This window comes from Mucilaginibacter lappiensis, assembly GCF_900155965.1.
Lineage (GTDB): Bacteria > Bacteroidota > Bacteroidia > Sphingobacteriales > Sphingobacteriaceae > Mucilaginibacter > Mucilaginibacter lappiensis.
Genome location: NZ_FTMG01000014.1, coordinates 114960 through 133237 on the forward strand (window position 1 = coordinate 114960; position 18278 = coordinate 133237).

The following is an 18278-nucleotide window of genomic DNA, read 5'->3' on the forward strand; positions in this document are numbered from 1 at the left end:
GTTGCAAAACTAAACCATAACCCATACGTTTGTATATACTGATAAATTTGTATAGTACTAACATCAATGTAAGTATGAGAAAAGAAACCTCCACTAACCTGGAAAATGAAAAGCTGATTCTTGCAAGTTGCGGCACCTCCTATACGCTCGACCTGATAGGCGGTCGTTGGAAACCTCAAATTCTATGGCGATTATTATTGCAGGGTTGTATGCGCTATAGTCAGCTTAAAAACTCGATGCCTAATGTTTCTGAGCGGATACTGATATTACAACTGCGCGAGCTGGAGCAGGATATGCTCATCAGCAGACAGGTTTATCCCGAAGTACCACCAAAAGTTGAATACCGCTTAACCGAATTAGGCCTGAGCCTGAAACCTGTGCTTTGCTGCTTATCTCAATGGGGCGATGCTAATCGGCCAAATAGAGTTGTAAGTTCAGATTCGGAAGTTTTGAGTGAGGAGTTGTGAGTCCTAAGTCTTGAGTCCTAAATCTAAAGCCATAAGTTCAGAGATACTCCGTAGATGTATGGCGACGGCCTTTTTTCTTCCCCGTCAGCATATAAGCTTCGGGTAAAAGCGGGCAGAGCAATGATGGCTTGGCGGCAGGGACATAGCAGGTTTTGCTGAAGCAGGGGGTATTGAATGAGTGAAGCAGGGCAAATAATTGCAGTCCGTGGTTCTGTTTGATTTGCCTGGCAAAGGCCATGTGCGCAAAGAAGCATTTCTGCTGAAGCCTTTTTGGTTTGTGGCGACAAAAGTAAAGGCCTCCCGCGGCCAAGAGCGGGTATACGCGAAACAAATCGACTCTGTACAGCTTAGAGATTGCTTCATGCCTCGCAATGACGCACGGGTGAAATGGCTTATTCTCTCAAAGTTAATTCCGCTACTTCTTCCCCAACCAAACTACCCATGGCCACACCCATACCATTGCACCGTACTGCGCAAAACACATTGGGTTGTATTTGCTTTACTATTGGGGTAATTTCTTCGCCAAAACCCATGATCCCGCTCCACCAATAATCAATTTCAACATCCTGATTAGGCAGTATCACTTTATGCAGATAGCTGATCAGTTTTTCCTTTACGGTATCGGTATGCCCAAAATCCCAGGTTTCTTCGGCTTTATAATCCAGGTTACGGCCACCTCCAAATAATATCCGGTTATCAATATTGCGGAAGTAATAATAACCCTCATTAAAGTGGTAAGTGCCTTTTAGCTTTAAGCCGGGCACGGGCTTGGTAATCAGCACCTGCCCCCTACCTGGTATTACGTTAAGCTCAGGGTACAACTGACCGGCAAAAGCGTTGGTAGCCAGGATTACTTTACCTGCCTTAAAACTCCCCTGCGTAGTAGTGAGCCTGATATGCTTGTCTTCATGATCGATAGCTATTATTTCACAATTGTTTAATACCAGCACGCCTAAGCTATATACCTTATCTAATAGGGTACGCATCATTTTACCGGTATGTAGTTGGCCCTCAAAAGGGTTGTATATGACGTGACTAACATTGCCGAAGCCAAAATCTGCAATTTTAGCATCGGCCACTGCATAAATGTCAGGTTGGCCAATAGCTTGTTGTAATAATTTATTCAGATGACCAATCTGCTCTATACAGCTTTGGGCGATATCTTTTTCATGGCTCATAAAAAGTTCATGACCGCCATGCTGATAATAATCCATATGAGCATCGCCCAGGTTTTCCCGTAAACGCTGAAGCCCACGCCATTTATAGTCCACCAAACGCATGGCTTCCGCCTCCGACGATTGATTGATAACAGAAATTTGCTCGGAAATTGTACCAAAACAGGCAAAACCAGCGTTTTTAGTACTGGCTCCTGATGGTAAAAAGCCACGCTCCAGAACCAGCACTTTTAAATTGGGCTGCTGTTTTTTTAAATGCAGCGCGGCGCTCAGGCCAACCAGGCCACTGCCAATGATGATCACATCAGCCTGATCAATAAACGCGGTGCGCTCCCAGTATGAAAATGAAGGTTCCAAATTAAGTCAAAAGTAAAAATTCAAAATTCAAAAAGATCCTTCCTTAAATGTATTTTGATTTTTTGATGCCTTGTTGCACTTGTTCGGAATACTTTTTGAATATCATGCTATGAGCCTTTTTATTTTTCTGAAGCGTTGATTCTTTAAGAAGTTCAGGAACGTTTCGGGATTTTGAATTTTGAATTTTAACTTTTGAATTAAAAAATGAATCATTTATCATTAATTATTGGATATATCGGCTACAATTCGGCTTGGTTCCTGATGATCGCCATCGCCCTGATAAGCTTTATTGTACAGTGGCGGTTTAGAAGCAAATTTAAACAGTATTCAGAGGTCGCGTTACTCTCTGGTCTGTCGGGCCAAGAGGTAGCGGTAAAAATGCTGCGCGCCCATGGCATATTTGATGTACAGGTAATATCTGTTGAAGGACAGCTCACCGATCATTATAATCCCGAAACCAAAACGGTGAATTTAAGCCAGGACGTTTTTTATGGTCGAAGTATTGCCGCAGCCGCTGTTGCCGCCCATGAGTGCGGGCACGCCGTTCAACATGCCCAGGCTTATAGCTGGTTAAGTTTCCGCTCGGCTATGGTACCCATTATCAATGTAGCCTCAACCCTAACTCAGTGGACCTTGTTTATTGGCATTATGCTGCTTTTTTTCGCCCATAGCCCATATGTATTGGCGATAGGCGTTGCCGCGTTGGCGCTGGTTACCTTTTTTAGTTTCATAACCCTGCCGGTTGAATTTGATGCCAGCAGACGGGCATTGGCCTGGCTCGATAATAATTACAGCATTATGCAAACCGCGCAAGAACATGAGCAGGCCAAGGATGCCCTTTGGTGGGCAGCCATGACCTATGTGGTTGCCGCATTGAGCGCACTGGCTACGCTGGTTTATTACGCCTCGTTTTTGTTTAACAGGAGAAATTGAGGAAAGAGAAGTAAGAGGTGAGAGGCAAGAAATAAGAGCTCCTGTGTAGCCAATTCATTATAAACTTGTCATCCTGAGGAACGAAGGATCTATTCGTGAACTGTGCATGCTATAAAATAGATTCTTCGCTATCGCTCAGAATGACAAAACGTAACAGAAAAAAATTGTCATCTCGAACGAGGTACGAGGAGAGATCTTTTACGAGGGATATACCAAATGCAAAAGATTTCTCTCTTCGTTTGAAATGACAAATTGAGTGGAATTTACAAATTCCCCAACTTTAACTCGTTTACAGCAAAATGAGCCGCCCTTGCGGTAAAGGCCATGTAGGAAAGTGACGGGTTTACGCAGGATGAGGATACCATGAATGATCCATCGGTAACAAACACGTTTTTAGCATCCCAAACCTGGTTCCATTTATTAAGTACCGATGTTTTAGGATCGTTCCCCATACGTGCCGCGCCCATTTCATGTATAGCGCCTATATTTTTGCGAGCTATAAAACCTTTTACATTTTTAAGGCCGGCTTTTTCAAACATTTCTACGGCATCATTGATCGAATCGACTTCCATCTGGCGTTCGTTTTCCTTCAGCTCTATGTCGACAGATAAAGTATTGAGTCCCCATTTATCTTTAACCTGTTTATTAAGACTCAGTTTGTTTTCATGATAAGGCAATACTTCACCAAAGCTTGCCATAGACATCGTCCAGCTTCCGGGCTCTGTCAGCGCGTCCTTAAAATCAGCACCAATGCTCAATTCTGCAATTTCCCGGCTCCATCCTTCGCGACCTGCCGAACCCTGGTAACCAAATCCGCGCAGATAATCGCGTTTATCGCCAAACAAGTTGCGGTAACGTGGTATGTATATACCATTGGCCCTTCGGCCAAAATAGTATTTATCCTCATAGCCCTCCATCAAACCACTGGCCGCCCCACCTACGTGGTGATCCATCACATTATGACCCAACTCGCCACTGCTGCTGCCCAAACCATCGGGCCAGATATCCGTTGCGGAGTTCATCAATATCCAGGCACTATTAAAGGTGGAGGCATTTAAAAAAATGATCTTCGCGGTATAGGTATACGTTTTATTATTTTCTGCATCCAACACTTCTACGCCGGTAGCTTTTTGAGTATCCTTATTGTATAATACCCGGGTAACTATCGACCATGGACGAACTGTAAGATTTCCGGTGGCCATTGCCGCAGGCAGTGTGGATGATTGTGTGCTGAAATATCCGCCAAATGGACAACCCAGCGCGCACTTATTGCGGTACTGACAGTTGGTACGCCCGGGTAAAGGTTTGGTAATATTGGCTGTACGGCCAATGATCATATGGCGCTGCCCTCCGTATTGTTTTTTTATACGGGCTGATACTTCCTTTTCTACACAATTCAGCTCCATAGCCGGCTGAAACTGCCCATCAGGCAAGTGTGGCAACCTTTCGATAGAACCACTGATACCGGCAAAACGTTCCACATGATCATACCAGGGCGCTATATCTTTGTAGCGAACCGGCCAGTCGATAGCTATGCCCTCTTTGACATTGGCTTCAAAATCAAAATCGCTCCAGCGGTAACTTTGCCTACCCCACATCAATGAGCGCCCGCCTACGTGGTACCCCCTTCTCCAATTATAGGGCTTAACCTGGGTGTATGGATTTTCCCGTTCATTTACCCAATAATCTATATTGGCTTCAATAAGCCCATGAGCTTTATCCTGTACAGGATAATCTTTTACTTTTGATTGCGGAGGAACATCCCGGTGCGGCAATTCCCATGGAGCTTTAGTAGCATTGGTATATCCTTTTATATGCTCAATATTTTGTCCCCGCTCCAACATCAGTACTTTTAAACCCTGTTCACTGAGCTCTTTTGCCGCCCATCCCCCTGAAATTCCGGAGCCTACAACAATGGCATCATAATGATAATTGTCCATAAACAGTTGATGATAGTTTTAACTGGTCTTTTTGCTAAAATAAAAATACGGTTTGTATCTTTTGCATGTTACATGTATTTAAGACATATATTTAAAAGCTTACGAAATTTAGAAAATTTCACAAGTCTGACTACTGCTTAGCTAAACGCGCCACAGCATACCTGCTTATTTATCAATAACTTATACTTTCATGAAGCTTTGATGAAGAGGGATTAGCCCTTTGGCAAATCTTAATGTAATATTCATGTTACCCCGATAGGTTTGATTAAAATTTATTGACATGAAAAAGACATTTAGAATATTAATGGTGCTTTTGGTTACCTCATTAGCTACTGTTAAAACCTACGCTCAGATAAGTATAGGCGTATCGGTACGGATAGCTCCTCCTGCTCTGCCGGTTTACACACAACCAGCATGCCCCGTTGACGGCTATTTATGGACCCCGGGTTACTGGGCATACGCCGCAGATGGCGGATATTACTGGGTGCCGGGTGTTTGGATAGCCCCTCCCCGTGTTGGTTTTTTATGGACACCCGGTTATTGGGGTTATGACGGCTCCATTTACGCTTTCCACCAGGGTTATTGGGGCAGGCATATTGGTTTTTATGGCGGCGTAAACTATGGTTACGGCTATGGTGGCGCCGGTTATGTGGGCGGCAGATGGGCAGGCAATTCCTTTCAGTATAATACTGCCGTGGTTAATGTAAACAATACTGTGGTACATAATACTTATATTAATAAGACAGTTATCAATAACAACGTAACTGTAAATAACAATCACACCAGCTTTAATGGACCAGGGGGCGTAAGCGCTACCCCACGGCCCGATGAACGTGCTGCCGAACGCGAACAACATGTACAACCTACTAATGACCAGATGAACCATCAGCAGGTAGCCGGTAAGGATCATAATCAATTTGCGTCAGCTAATAACGGACGCCCTGCTACAGCAGCCATGAATAAGGTGGACGGTAATCGTTTTAATACAGAAGGCCGTAAGGCCAGGGCTTCAAATCCCGATGGAACAAATAACAATGTCGACAGAAACAATCGTCCGCAAGCTAACAACGCTGCTGATAATCATGCCAATCCCGATAATGCCAATAAAAATGCATCGCCTGGCGACCAGGCTCCAAGAGCCCCTCATCAGCATCAGGCGGTTAATAATCCTAATGGTCAGCCGGGTCAAAATCAACAACATAATAACATGGCCCGTGCACCAAGGCAATTAGTGAGGCACCCCGCACCAGGAAGGCCACACAACAACCCCAAACCGCAGGAGCACGAAAAGCATCGATAAGCGTTTCCCCAAACTTCAATACTATATATACGCAAAAGCCCGGTTGATTAATCAACCGGGCTTTTTTATGTCTTAATTCTTGATTCTAATCTCTTGATTACGAAACCTAATTCATCCTGTAGGGAGCGATCAAATAAAATTCCGGTATTTGCACATTAAAGGAAGTATTATCCATCAGGCGGTTCATCTGGTACTCGCCTTTCATGCTGCCCATATCGGTTTTGAGATTACAGCCCGACACATATTCGTGGGCATGACCTGGCTCAATAACGGGTTGCTGACCCACTACACCTTCGCCTTCCACTTCACGTTTTGCGCCGTTTGAATCAAAAATATACCAATGCCTGCTGATGAGCTGTATGGCATAGTTACTCATATTTTCGATATTCACCTTGTAGGCAAACATAAAATGGTCATTAGCCGGATTTGAATATTCGGGCTGATATACGGTTTCGATGGAAACCTTAACACCCTCAGTAATAGTGGTAACCATGTGAATTAATTCTGTTTAGTTCCAAATATAAACATCTAAACAAATATTACGCCATCTCAACAGCATATTTTTCGTCAATTTCTGCTAAAATTTCGTAGAGCTCCTCTAAAGTACCGGCGGTTACCAGTTTCATTCGATATTCTTTAAAGTTTTCGATGCCTTTAAAGTAGTTGGAGTAGTGTCTGCGCATCTCAAAAACGCCTGTTTTAGGCCCTTTCCACTCAATTGATTTTTGTAAATGAGTAGTACAGGCCGCAATACGCTCGGTAATGGTTGGCTTATCCAGGTGCTCGCCGGTCGCAAAGAAATGCTTGATCTCGCGAAAAATCCAGGGATAACCAATAGCGGCACGCCCTATCATCATACCATCAACACCAAATTCCATGCGCCAGTTAGCGGCTTTCTCTGGCGAATCGATATCGCCATTTCCAAATATCGGGATCTTAATGCGGGGGTTTTTCTTGATATCGCGTATCAAGGCCCAATCGGCCACCCCTTTATACATCTGTGCCCTTGTACGGCCATGAATAGTAAGGGCTTTTATCCCCACATCCTGCAGTCGTTCGGCAACCTCATATACGTTTTTGGTATTATCATCCCAACCCAGGCGCGTTTTTACGGTCACGGGCAGATGCGTGGCTTCAACCACAGCCTTGGTCATGGCTACCATTTTGTCAATATCCTGTAATAAACTGGCACCGGCACCACGGCAGGCCACCTGTTTTACCGGACAGCCATAATTAATATCCATCAGATCGGGCCCCGCAAGCGAAGCAATCTCAGTAGCCTCACGCATGTGGTCAATATCACTGCCAAATATCTGGATGCCTATTGGGCGTTCATACTCAAATATATCCAGTTTTTGACGACTCTTGGCTGCATCACGAATCAACCCTTCAGACGAGATAAACTCCGTATACATCATATCCGCGCCGTTTTGTTTGCACACGTAACGGAAGGGAGGATCACTCACATCTTCCATCGGCGCCAGCAACAGCGGGAACTCACCTAAATCAATATTTCCTATTTGTACAGACATGCTTATCTTTAACCTTGCAAAAATACGAATTTTACACCAAATGATAAAAGACCCCATTAAGGATATAAAACCTTATCAAACTGATATACATCCGATACTGCAACTCATGGTCATTCTGTTTTTCTTGTTTTTTGTCCCTATCATCGGTTTGCTCATAGCCAAAGGGATCATTACGCTGCTTTATGGGGCACAAACCTGGACCGATGTAGGTACTTTTAATATTGCAAACCCGAACCTCAAAAGCGGGCTTTGGATACTACAGATTTCAAGTATGACCATCCCCTTATTTGTCATTCCTGTACTTTTTGCACGCTTTCTTGTTCGCGATACGCAATCCTATCTAAAACCAAGCCTTCATTTTCCTCCGGTTTTATTTGCACTAATATTCTTTATTATGCTGTTTTCGCCGGCAATTATGGAGGTATTGACCAACATCAATCAAAAATTAACCTTACCGGCTCCGCTTAAAGGGTTAGAAGATCTGATGCGCGCCATGGAGCAGCAGGCCCAAAAAGCTACCGAAGCCATGTTGAGCATGAAAAACATCGGCGACCTCTTTTTTGCTATACTGACTGTTGGCCTATTAACCGCCATTGCCGAAGAGTTTTTATTCCGTGGATGCATCCAAACCATATTTATTAAATGGACCGGGAACACGCATGCCGCCATCTGGATCACCGCCATCGCCTTCAGTGCCTTTCATTTAGAATTCTTTTCGTTTTTACCACGTGTTGCGTTGGGGGTTTTCTTTGGTTATTTTGTAGCCTGGAGCGGCAGTATATGGACAAGTGTTTGGGCGCATTTTTTAAACAACGCATCAGCTGTGGTCATTACTTACCTGTACCAGCATAAAAGTATCAGCCTTAATCCTGATGATCAGCATGTATTTAATTATGGCGCCTATGCATTTAGCTTAATATTTATTTTAATTTTGCTTTACATATACAGGAATATAGCGCTCAAAAAGCCCATGTTTGATTTTTAATGGAAAAAGGCTGGATCAAAATTTTTACTTCATCCAATTTTTATCAATCAGAAATTGTTAAGCAAGTACTTACGGGCCACCATATTGATACGGTTTTAATCAACAAGCAAGATTCATCACATAAGGCCTTTGGCAATATTGAAGTATACATTCACCAGAAGGATTTTAGCAAAGCCATTGAGATCATGATCCTCAACCAAATTAGTTTATGAAAGTACGCGCCATTACCGGCTTCTTTTTTGTTATTGTAATGCTGGGCTCCGTTTTGTTGGGCTCTTATGTATTCAGTGCGTTTTACCTTATTCTTACCTCGTTTTGCCTGTTTGAGTTTTACAAACTGGTGCGCGAAGGTGGTTTTAAGCCCAGCCGCGAAAGCGGTCTCATCAATGGTTTCCTGGTATTCCTGTTTTTTGCAGCCCAGTGCTATTTTCCGGCCTGGAAGTTTATCTTTTTGTTGCCGGCAACCTTAAGTGCGGTATATATACAGGAGTTATATAAAAAATCACCGGCGCCATTCCCTAATTTGGGTTTTACCTTTTTGGGGATCCTTTTGGCGGTTGTCCCATTTTTGTTTTTCCATGCCATGGCTTTTATGAAGGGGAGTTTTAATTTCCATATCCCCATGGGCTTTTTGATCATGTTGTGGAGCAACGATACCGGAGCCTATTTGGCCGGTCGCGCGTTTGGCCGTACCAAGCTGTTTGAGCGACACTCGCCTAAGAAAACCTGGGAGGGATTTTTTGGCGGTGTGGTGATCAGTGCGGTAGCAGCATTAATCATGAGCCATTTTTATGTGGAGCTTTCCTGGAAACAATGGGTAAGCATAGCCGTTTTAATATCATGCTTCGGCACCATGGGCGACCTGGTAGAGTCCATGTTTAAACGAAGTATCAACGTGAAGGACAGCGGTGGAATATTGCCTGGCCACGGCGGCTTACTCGACAGGTTCGACGGACTTTTATTAGCCGCCCCAATTGTTTACACATACCTGTACTTCATTTCAAATTAGTAGTTTTGTAATAAATAACCCCATACTATGACTTTTCATAAAGAAGGATATACCTCATTGGCGCTAACTATATTGTTTTTATTGGTTTTAAACGCTGCTATCCAATTTTATCTACCGCAAGCACATACCTTAAAGTGGATAATCTATATTTTATCGTTTATGTTTCTGGCTGTGATTGTACAATTCTTCCGCAGTCCGTTTTTTGATATCAGCACCGACGAAACCACTGTACTTTGCCCAGCCGATGGCAAGGTGGTAGTGATAGAGGAAGCTGACGAAACTGAGTATCTGAAAGACAGACGCATCCAGTTATCGGTTTTTATGTCGCCGGTAAATGTACACGTCAACCGCAACCCTATAGCGGGTGTAGTAAGTTATTTTAAATACCACAAAGGTAAATACCTTGTGGCCTGGCACCCCAAATCATCAACCGAAAACGAGCGTACTACCGTTGTTGTTCAAAATAGTGAAGGGGTATCGGTATTATTCAGGCAAATAGCCGGCGCATTGGCCCGCCGTATTGTATGGTATGTAAAAGAGGGCGATATTGTTGAACAAGGTCAGCAATTTGGCTTTATTAAGTTTGGTTCGAGAGTTGACGTATTTTTACCCCTAGGCTCCAAAATACTGGTAAACATTGGTGATGTGGTTAAAGGTGGTCGTACTGTATTGGCCGAACTACCCAGCGCGTTAACGGCTGTTACTGCAACGGAAGGGCATGCCACCATCAAACCGGTATCTATAGAATCATTAACCGCTTCTGCACATGTGGCAGAACAAATAGCCGAAGAAGAACCAACCATTATTGAAAACGAGGCTCACCAGGGTGAATTACCGCTGGTGATAGATCATCCCAAAACCGAGGAGCCGAAAAAAACAGTAAAGAAAGCGGCGCCTAAAAAACCTGCTGCCGCTAAGCAAAAAGGCAAAAAAGAGTAATCACTTATTGCTACATATCGCAATACTCAAACCATATCATTGCGAGGAACGACGAAGCAATCTCATCAGAATACACACACAAGGTCTGTCATATTGAGTTGACGTGAGTGATCAGTATGATGAGATTGCCACACTTCGTTTGCAATGACATGGTGGTAGGCTTTACGTTGTCATCCTGAACAATAGCAAAGGGGCTTCTTCAGTGGATTTGTTGCACAACAAATGCGTCAATCGTTCAGTATGACAAACTTTGAAGTTGAAATTTTTCCCATAAAAAAGGCCTTCCCGAATAAAAATCCAGAAAGGCCTTTTGCAATATCAAATACTTTTCCGTTATAAACGGAGAAGGGAATTAAACTCTTTTTGATTTGATACGAGCTGCTTTACCAGTAAGGGCACGCAGATAGTAAAGTTTAGAACGACGCACTTTACCTACGCTGTTCACTTCAATTTTATCAATGTTTGGAGAGTTGATAGGGAAGATACGCTCTACACCTATGCCGTTTGAAACTTTACGAACGGTAAATGTTTCATTATTTCCAGTACTGTTACGTTGAATAACAACACCTTGATAAAGCTGAACACGTTCTTTATTTCCTTCTCTGATTTTATAATGTACACTTACAGTATCACCAGCCTTAAAGGAAGGAAACTGCTTTTTTTCTACTGATTGCTCTTCAACAAATTTTACTAAATCCATGATTTTTAGCTCTTAAAGCGATTTTTAGCCCGTAAAAATCGGATTGCAATTATAGGGATTTTTTTTAATATATAAAAGTCTATTTTAAAAATTTCCACATTTTGTATTTTACTAACAAAACATAGTTGGATTTTGGTTGATTTAGTTGATGGAGTGAGTAGTTAGGAATTATACAAGTCAAAAGAAATATTTTTAAATTAACCTAAGCTGCTCAATCAGCTTAATCTAACTTCACCCAATTATGCTCACCTACTCCAGCAAATCGGGCCGGCGGTTTTTGGTGCGCTCGAGCGCCTGTTCAAAACGCCATTTTTCAATTTCGGGCGTATTGCCACTCAGCAGGATGCCGGGCACTTTGTGGCCATTCCAGTCGGCCGGGCGGGTGTACACCGGGGCATCGAGCATATCATCCTGGAACGAGTCGCTCAGGGCCGAGGTTTCATCGCTCAGCACGCCCGGGATCAGGCGCACTACGGCATCCACCAGTACGGCGGCAGGTAACTCACCACCCGATAACACATAATCGCCAATGGAAATTTCGCGGGTAACATAGATATCGCGGATACGCTGATCGATACCTTTATAGTGTCCGCATAAAATAATGATGTTGCTCTTTATAGAAAGCTGATTAGCGATAGCCTGGTTCAGAGACTCACCATCCGGCGACATGAAGATGATCTCGTCATACTCCCGCTCGGCTTTCAGTTTTTCAATGCAAGCCGCAAACGGAGGAATAGTCATCACCATACCACTGCCGCCGCCATAGGGATAGTCGTCAACGCTTTTTTGTTTGCTGGTGGAGTAATCGCGCAGGTTATGCACATAAATTTTGGCGATGCCCTTTTTTTGGGCACGCTGTAAAATGGAGTGTGCAAACGGACTTACCAACAGATCGGGCAAAACAGATATGATATCAAAACGCATGTGCAAAGATAGTAAATCAATGTGCAGATGACTCGATAGAAATAAGAGTCAAGAATCAAGACCCAGGAAGTACTGTTCTTTTTGATCTTCAAAAATCAAATAGCTTTTTCAATTAGCCAGTGATGCCCAAAAGGATCTATCACTTCCCCTTGCCGGTAGCCATAATCATAATCCTGCACTGGCGATCTTACGCTGGCTCCCGCAGCTTCGGCCTGTGCTACCACCTCGTGCACATCGTCCACAAAAAGACCGATGGTTACCGTGGTAGCGTGGTATTTGTCCGGACTTACGGCTGTTGAATGCTGCGTTTGCTCGTGCAGATGAAACAAAGCCCCATTTATACTTAATTCCGACACATGGATAGTACCGTCATCATCACTAAAGCGCCGCAACTCAACAGCGCCAAACGCTTTGATATAAAAACTGATATCGGTTACTCCGTTAGGGATAACCAATTGCGGGGCGAAGGTTGGCTTACTTTGCATAATGGGCTGCTTTTTAATCTTCTTCCTCTAATATAAACACTTCTTCAACACATTTTCCAAATATGCGGGCAATTTTTAAGGCCAGCACAGTTGAGGGTACGTATTTATTACTCTCGATGGTATTGATGGTTTGGCGCGATACCCCTACCTGATCGGCCAAATCAGCCTGGGTAATATTTTTGATGGCGCGTTCTATGCGAATGTTATTTTTCATACCCGTAATTATTCTTTTATTAAACGATTATTCTGGAAGATCTTCCACCTGAAACGGATGATAAAGAAAACTACAGGAGTTAGCATATTTAATATAATGACCGGTAAAAGACCTATCCCTCCTATTAAAAAAAAGCACAATACAAGGATAATATAATTTATATAAACTGACCATTGCAAACTTTCGAGCCGCAATTGCGCTATTTGTTCATCTTCCACTTTTTCTTTTGAAAAACCAATAATCAGCAATCCCATTATTATTGCCCGAATACAGCCCCCGTATGCCCCCGCTACTTTAGCCACACCATTTATTTCATAAATATTATTAGCATAAGAAGGAGCTGTATACACCATAAAAAATGAGGTAATGCCAACTATAAATAAAATAAAGCCTACGATGCGGAACTTACGCGGAATTAAAAATCGTGATTTCATATTTGTAAAGTTTGATTTACCAAATGTAAAACAAACCTTACAAATGTCAAACATATTTGACATTTTATTTTAAAGCTTCTTCCTTAAACGCAAAATGCCTGTGAGGACACAGGCATTGGTTAAGTATAATGTTTTAATTGTTTTGTGAGATGCCGAAACAAGTTCGATATGACCGGCGTTTTTAGACTATTAGATGGTCCTTTATCCTTATTCCAAAAATCTTTGCTTCAAAAAGAACTATTCAGACAAATAAACATCCAATAAACCTTCGGGCAGGTCAACATAGATCTCGCCGCCTTCTACATCAATGCCTTTTATAATATCCAGGTTCAGCGGGAACATTACTTCCTTGTTTTTGTATTGAACAACGGCTATCAGTTGTTGCGGGTATTCCTGTACCTCCAGTATTTCGCCCAGTTCGCCGTGAGTTTCGTCAACGGCAATAAAGCCTTTGACATCGTTCAGTGTAAATTCGCTTTTTTTCTTTTTGGGCTTTAGCTTATTAGGCAGGTAAATGTCTTTTTTTACCAGCATGGCTGCTTTTTCAATAGCGTCTACATCCTCCAGATATAAATAGGCATTGTTTTTTTGCAGATACTTGATGGAGGCTACAAAATATGGGATCAGTTTGCCGGCTATATCCACAAATAAAGCATCGAACTTAATGGCGTCCAGACCATCAAAATCAACATATATCTGCATTTCGCCTTTCAGGCCCTTGGTTTTTAATATACTACCTACCCGGAAACAATCTTCGGTTTTCATAAAAAAACAGCTTTTAAAAACAAAGGCGAAGCTGGTTTGCTTCGCCTTTGATGAGAATTAAGAAGTTAGAGTTTTGATCTCTTGCTTCTATAAAAAAATTATTCGGCGCTTTCAGCAGCGTCTGTTTCAGCAGCAGCTTCTTCAGCCGGAGCTTCCTCTTCTGCAACTTCTTCAGCAACAGGAGCATTTTTAGCAGCAATAGCAGCAGCTTTTTCTTCTTTCTTTTTAGCTTCAGCAGCCAAAGCAGCTTTACGCGCTTCGTCTTTTGCCGATAATAAGTTTGTTTTTTTGCCAGTGATCTTACCGTCTTTTTGCTCAGTCCACTCTGCAAATTTAGCTGCAGCTTGTTCTTCGGTTAAGGCACCTTTTTTAACACCACCTTCTAAGTGTTTTTTGTAAAGCACACCTTTGTATGAAAGGATAGCGCGACAAGTATCAGTCGGTTGGGCACCTGTGTTAACCCACTCTAATGTTTTGTCGAAGTTAATGTCGATAGTTGCAGGATTGGTGTTTGGGTTGTATGAACCTAAACGCTCAATGAAACGACCGTCGCGTGGAGCGCGGGCATCTGCTACTACGATGTAGTAAAAAGGTTTGCCTTTTTTACCGTGTCTTTGCAGTCTGATCTTAGTTGCCATTTTTTCTTTTTATGTATTCAACATGTCCCCGGAGTACTTTCTGCGGGGATGCAAAGGTATAAATTATTTGTAATAATTTAAAACGCTTGTAATTAATTATTTAATTAATCTGAACGCGCTATGGGGTAACTGAAAAAAATCGCAATTTCAGGGCCATGAGTTTAAATAGAAAACTACGCATAGCCATTGATATGGACGAGGTAATGGCTGATACCATCGCTAAATTTATTACCTTATATGACGAACGCCATCAAACCAAAATATCGCTCGGCGATATGCATGGTAAGGAGTTCAGGGAAATACTTCCTCCTCACCTCAGTAACAGTCTAAGAGAGTACATCAATGAAAGGGGCTTTTTTCGCGATTTGCCAGTGATGCCGGGCTGCCAGGACGTGGTAAAGGCCCTGCATGAAAAATATGATGTTTACATAGCCTCGTCCGCAATGGAGTTCAAGTATTCTTTAGAAGATAAGCTGGATTGGCTTAATGAGCACTTCCCTTTTATCTCCTGGACCAACATTATTTTTTGCGGACACAAGATTTTAGATGTTGACGTGATGATTGATGACCGAATCAAGAATTTTGTGACTTTCAAGGGCCGCAAGCTATTATTCACCTCTCCACATAACCTTTTAATCAACGATTTTGAGCGTGTTAACACCTGGGATGATGTTGCAACTAAATTATTACATGAATAAGATGAACAACCTTTGAAATAAATATCCTATATTTAAGTGGTAGCCCCCCTATCACTAATTTAAAGGATGTTAAGCCATACCACTATTGATTCTATCGATTGTGTACTTGCTTTTGATATTCATGAGCAAAAGTACCTGTTTATCGGTCAGGGCATTGATGCTGTTTTGGGAATTACCGCCCGCGAGCTCTATCGGGACAACCGCCTGTGGGATAAATTGATCCACAAAGAGAACCTTGCTGGTATAAAATCCCTTATTAATACCCTTGCCGAAAACAGTAGCGTTGAATTAAGCTACCAAATAACCACTCCTCAGCAAACCACAAAGAACATTACCGACAAAAAAAGCCTCATTACCGATGCGGCCACCGGACACAAGGTATTATTAAGCACTATCAAGGCAACTCACGCTAAAACAAACTGCACCACCGCCTCATCAACGGGTGCAGAGCATAGTCAGCAGTTTTTAAACTCACTTATTGACTCACAAACCAGTTTTCTAATCCGTATAGATACCAGTGGTAACTACACATTTGTTAACCGGCAATATTTAAAAACACTGGGGTATAAGGCTAAAGATATTTTAGGTAAGCATTTTTCGGTAACAAGCTTATCGGAAGAAGCTCATTTGTGCGAAAATGCCTTTATGGAATGTTTAAACAACCCAGGCAAGGTCGTTCCGCTATTGCATAAAAAACCTGATGTACATGGCAACCTGCATGATACCGAATGGGAGTTGATATCCATTGTTAACGAGAATGGTGAGGTATGTGAGATCCAGGGCATTGGCCACGACGTAACAGCCAGGATCAAAATTGAAGCCAAGGTCAGGGACACCGCTCAAAAGCTGGATACCTTTATTGAAAGCATAACCGATTCGTTTTTTATTATTGATAACAATTGGCGTTTTGTGCGGGTAAATGCCGCTTTTGAAAAAATATGGGGAAAACCCCGTGCCCAGTTATTGGGTAAAGTAATATGGGACCTATTCCCCCAACTTATTAATACACCTTTTGAGATTGCGTATCGTGAAGCGCAAGCCAAACAGGAAAGCGTAAAGTTCATGGTATATTTTGCTCCATTGAATAAATGGTTCCGCACGGCAGTTTATCCATCTACAGAAGGCATAACTGTATTTGCCAAAAATGTTACTTATGAGATGCGCGCGCAGGAGGAAGCGCTATGGACTAAAAACAACCTGGAGGCCTTGATCAACAACACCAATGATAAAATATGGTCGGTAGACACGGATAACCGTTATGTTTATATGAACAACGCTTATATAGCGCAAATAAAAGCCATGACCGGCGTATCTCCTCAAAAAGGGGAGTATTCTTATAAAGACGTGGGCTTTCCACAGGAAGTTATTGATGAATGGAGTGCCTATTACAGGCGTGCATTAAATGGCGAAAATTATACAATTGTTTTAGAAAGTGTTGATGACGAGGCCAAAAATCCTGCGTTTTACGAGGTAAGCTTTAACCCCATTTTTGCCTCCAATGGTGAGATCAAGGGCGTTGGTTGTTTTGCCCATGATATATCAGAGAGGCTTAAAACCGAACAGGAGCTCCTGAGTCAAAATAAACGTATGCGCAATATTGCCTCGCTGAGTTCACATGAATTAAGAAGACCCGTTGCAAGTATGCTGGGCCTCATCAATATTATGGACAGGGAAAACCCCAATAACCCCGAAAACAAACAAATTATTGATTACCTGCAAATTGTGAGTACTGAGATTGACGATGTAATTCGCCTCATTGTTGATCACACCTTCACGGGAAACAACCATGAAGGCTAAAAATTTACATCGATAGTATTTCAACTAGTTTTAACAGATTAGGGTTGATCTCGATGTGATGCTTAATAGCGTGCTCAAACGGTGTATAAGCAATCTCGTTATGAATAATACCTATCATTTCGTTACGGTGACCATCTCTTAAAGCCTCTACAGCGGCAGCGCCTACACGGCTTGCCAATACCCTGTCCATACAGCTTGGCGCTCCGCCGCGTTGTATATGTCCTAATATAGAGATACGGGTATCATAGTGAGGAAATTTTTCCTGAACCAGACGACCAACTTCAAACGCCCCTCCGGCTTCTTCACCTTCGGCTACGATAACAATCCGGGAGGTTTTATCTTTACGGCCATGTTCCAGGCGGTTAAATAAACCTTCCATGCCTCCTTTGCTTTCGGGTATCAATATAGCTTCGGCACCGGCAGCAATACCTGTGCGTAAAGCGATCAGCCCAGAGTCGCGGCCCATTACTTCAACAATAAACAACCTGTCGTGCGATTCGGCCGTATCCCTGATCTTATCCACGGCCTCAACAACTGTATTGATGGCGGTATCATAACCTATGGTAAAGTCGGTACCCATCAAATCATTGTCAATAGTGCCGGGCAGGCCAATTACAGGAATGTCATACTCACTGCCAAATACTTTGGCACCGGTAAAAGTACCGTCGCCGCCAATAGCTACCAGGGCATCAACGTTGTGTTTTTTTAATTGATCGTATGCTTGTTTGCGACCTTCGGGTGTTCTGAAGTTATCGCAGCGAGCTGTTTTTAAAATAGTACCGCCTCTTTGTATAATATTTGAAACCGATTTACGGTTCATGGGTATAAAATCGCCTTTGGTCATGCCGTCATAACCGCGGCGTATACCAGTAACTGCAATATCATAGTATATAGCCGTACGAACAACCGCCCTTATGGCAGCGTTCATTCCCGGCGCGTCGCCACCTGAAGTAAAAAGTCCGATATTTTTAATCTGCGTCATTTTT

General features: G+C 42.7%; 19 protein-coding genes and 1 pseudogene. 8 read left to right on the plus strand and 12 right to left on the minus strand.

Annotation, left to right across the window (positions count from 1 at the left end; all coding sequences use genetic code 11):
• The first annotated feature begins 74 nt into the window (after positions 1 to 74).
• Entirely contained in the window at positions 75 to 467 is a 393-nt protein-coding gene (locus tag BW976_RS22120; protein WP_076376598.1) for a winged helix-turn-helix transcriptional regulator, read from the plus strand.
• A 392-nt stretch (positions 468 to 859) separates the two neighbouring features.
• Here the strand turns inward: BW976_RS22120 and BW976_RS22130 are convergent, their stop codons facing one another.
• The gene (locus tag BW976_RS22130; protein WP_076376602.1) at positions 860 to 1999 is read right to left on the minus strand and encodes an NAD(P)/FAD-dependent oxidoreductase; all 1140 of its coding nucleotides are present in this window, start codon (positions 1997 to 1999) and stop codon (positions 860 to 862) included.
• A 204-nt stretch (positions 2000 to 2203) separates the two neighbouring features.
• Here BW976_RS22130 and BW976_RS22135 point away from each other — a divergent pair, with 204 nt between their 5' ends.
• Positions 2204 to 2932, plus strand: a complete 729-nt coding sequence (locus tag BW976_RS22135) for a zinc metallopeptidase (RefSeq protein WP_076376604.1) — start codon at positions 2204 to 2206, stop codon at positions 2930 to 2932.
• Between the two features lie 263 nt (positions 2933 to 3195).
• Here the strand turns inward: BW976_RS22135 and BW976_RS22140 are convergent, their stop codons facing one another.
• Entirely contained in the window at positions 3196 to 4872 is a 1677-nt protein-coding gene (locus tag BW976_RS22140; RefSeq protein WP_076376606.1) for a GMC oxidoreductase, read from the minus strand.
• 280 nt (positions 4873 to 5152) lie between these two features.
• Between BW976_RS22140 and BW976_RS22145 the strand changes: the two genes are divergently transcribed.
• Entirely contained in the window at positions 5153 to 6172 is a 1020-nt protein-coding gene (locus BW976_RS22145; protein WP_084192305.1) for a YXWGXW repeat-containing protein, read from the plus strand.
• Between the two features lie 106 nt (positions 6173 to 6278).
• Here BW976_RS22145 and apaG read toward each other — a convergent pair whose 3' ends face one another.
• Together apaG and dusB are read right to left on the minus strand one after the other, a co-directional pair.
• Positions 6279 to 6665: a Co2+/Mg2+ efflux protein ApaG gene (gene apaG, locus BW976_RS22150; protein ID WP_076376610.1), complete on the minus strand. Its 387-nt coding sequence runs from the start codon at positions 6663 to 6665 to the stop codon at positions 6279 to 6281.
• Positions 6666 to 6711: 46 nt separating this feature from the next.
• Positions 6712 to 7704, minus strand: a complete 993-nt coding sequence (gene dusB, locus BW976_RS22155; protein WP_076376612.1) for a tRNA dihydrouridine synthase DusB — start codon at positions 7702 to 7704, stop codon at positions 6712 to 6714.
• Positions 7705 to 7744: 40 nt separating this feature from the next.
• Here dusB and BW976_RS22160 point away from each other — a divergent pair, with 40 nt between their 5' ends.
• From BW976_RS22160 to BW976_RS22175, 3 genes and pseudogenes are all read left to right on the plus strand, one after another.
• A complete protein-coding gene (locus tag BW976_RS22160) occupies positions 7745 to 8689 on the plus strand; it encodes a CPBP family intramembrane glutamic endopeptidase (protein ID WP_175614157.1) in 945 nt (314 codons plus the stop codon).
• A gap of 208 nt (positions 8690 to 8897) precedes the next feature.
• Positions 8898 to 9698: a phosphatidate cytidylyltransferase gene (locus BW976_RS22170; RefSeq protein ID WP_076376618.1), complete on the plus strand. Its 801-nt coding sequence runs from the start codon at positions 8898 to 8900 to the stop codon at positions 9696 to 9698.
• A gap of 27 nt (positions 9699 to 9725) precedes the next feature.
• A pseudogene (locus BW976_RS22175) lies at positions 9726 to 10379 on the plus strand (phosphatidylserine decarboxylase family protein); the annotation flags it as partial.
• 610 nt (positions 10380 to 10989) lie between these two features.
• Here the strand turns inward: BW976_RS22175 and rplS are convergent.
• The 7 genes from rplS to BW976_RS22210 all read right to left on the minus strand — a co-directional run bounded on the left by rplS (position 10990) and on the right by BW976_RS22210 (position 14797).
• Positions 10990 to 11337 (minus strand): 50S ribosomal protein L19, encoded by a 348-nt coding sequence (gene rplS / locus BW976_RS22180; protein WP_076376620.1) that lies wholly within the window; start codon positions 11335 to 11337, stop codon positions 10990 to 10992.
• Between the two features lie 249 nt (positions 11338 to 11586).
• Positions 11587 to 12261, minus strand: a complete 675-nt coding sequence (gene trmD, locus BW976_RS22185) for a tRNA (guanosine(37)-N1)-methyltransferase TrmD (protein ID WP_076376622.1) — start codon at positions 12259 to 12261, stop codon at positions 11587 to 11589.
• Between the two features lie 95 nt (positions 12262 to 12356).
• Positions 12357 to 12746, minus strand: a complete 390-nt coding sequence (locus BW976_RS22190) for a VOC family protein (protein WP_076376624.1) — start codon at positions 12744 to 12746, stop codon at positions 12357 to 12359.
• Positions 12747 to 12759: 13 nt separating this feature from the next.
• The gene (locus BW976_RS22195) at positions 12760 to 12960 is read right to left on the minus strand and encodes a helix-turn-helix transcriptional regulator (RefSeq protein WP_076376626.1); all 201 of its coding nucleotides are present in this window, start codon (positions 12958 to 12960) and stop codon (positions 12760 to 12762) included.
• An 8-nt stretch (positions 12961 to 12968) separates the two neighbouring features.
• On the minus strand, positions 12969 to 13457 hold the full coding sequence (locus BW976_RS22200) for a hypothetical protein (protein ID WP_139332383.1): 489 nt from the start codon (positions 13455 to 13457) through the stop codon (positions 12969 to 12971).
• Positions 13458 to 13631: 174 nt separating this feature from the next.
• Complete coding sequence (rimM, locus tag BW976_RS22205) at positions 13632 to 14159, minus strand: ribosome maturation factor RimM (protein ID WP_076376628.1); 528 nt, start codon at positions 14157 to 14159, stop codon at positions 13632 to 13634.
• A gap of 98 nt (positions 14160 to 14257) precedes the next feature.
• Positions 14258 to 14797: a 30S ribosomal protein S16 gene (locus BW976_RS22210; RefSeq protein WP_076376630.1), complete on the minus strand. Its 540-nt coding sequence runs from the start codon at positions 14795 to 14797 to the stop codon at positions 14258 to 14260.
• A gap of 155 nt (positions 14798 to 14952) precedes the next feature.
• Here BW976_RS22210 and BW976_RS22215 point away from each other — a divergent pair, with 155 nt between their 5' ends.
• Positions 14953 to 15495, plus strand: a complete 543-nt coding sequence (locus tag BW976_RS22215; RefSeq protein ID WP_245834765.1) for a 5' nucleotidase, NT5C type — start codon at positions 14953 to 14955, stop codon at positions 15493 to 15495.
• 66 nt (positions 15496 to 15561) lie between these two features.
• On the plus strand, positions 15562 to 17292 hold the full coding sequence (locus BW976_RS22220; RefSeq protein WP_076376634.1) for a PAS domain-containing protein: 1731 nt from the start codon (positions 15562 to 15564) through the stop codon (positions 17290 to 17292).
• Positions 17293 to 17296: 4 nt separating this feature from the next.
• Here BW976_RS22220 and pfkA read toward each other — a convergent pair whose 3' ends face one another.
• The gene (gene pfkA / locus BW976_RS22225; RefSeq protein ID WP_076376636.1) at positions 17297 to 18274 is read right to left on the minus strand and encodes a 6-phosphofructokinase; all 978 of its coding nucleotides are present in this window, start codon (positions 18272 to 18274) and stop codon (positions 17297 to 17299) included.
• Positions 18275 to 18278: the final 4 nt, after the last annotated feature.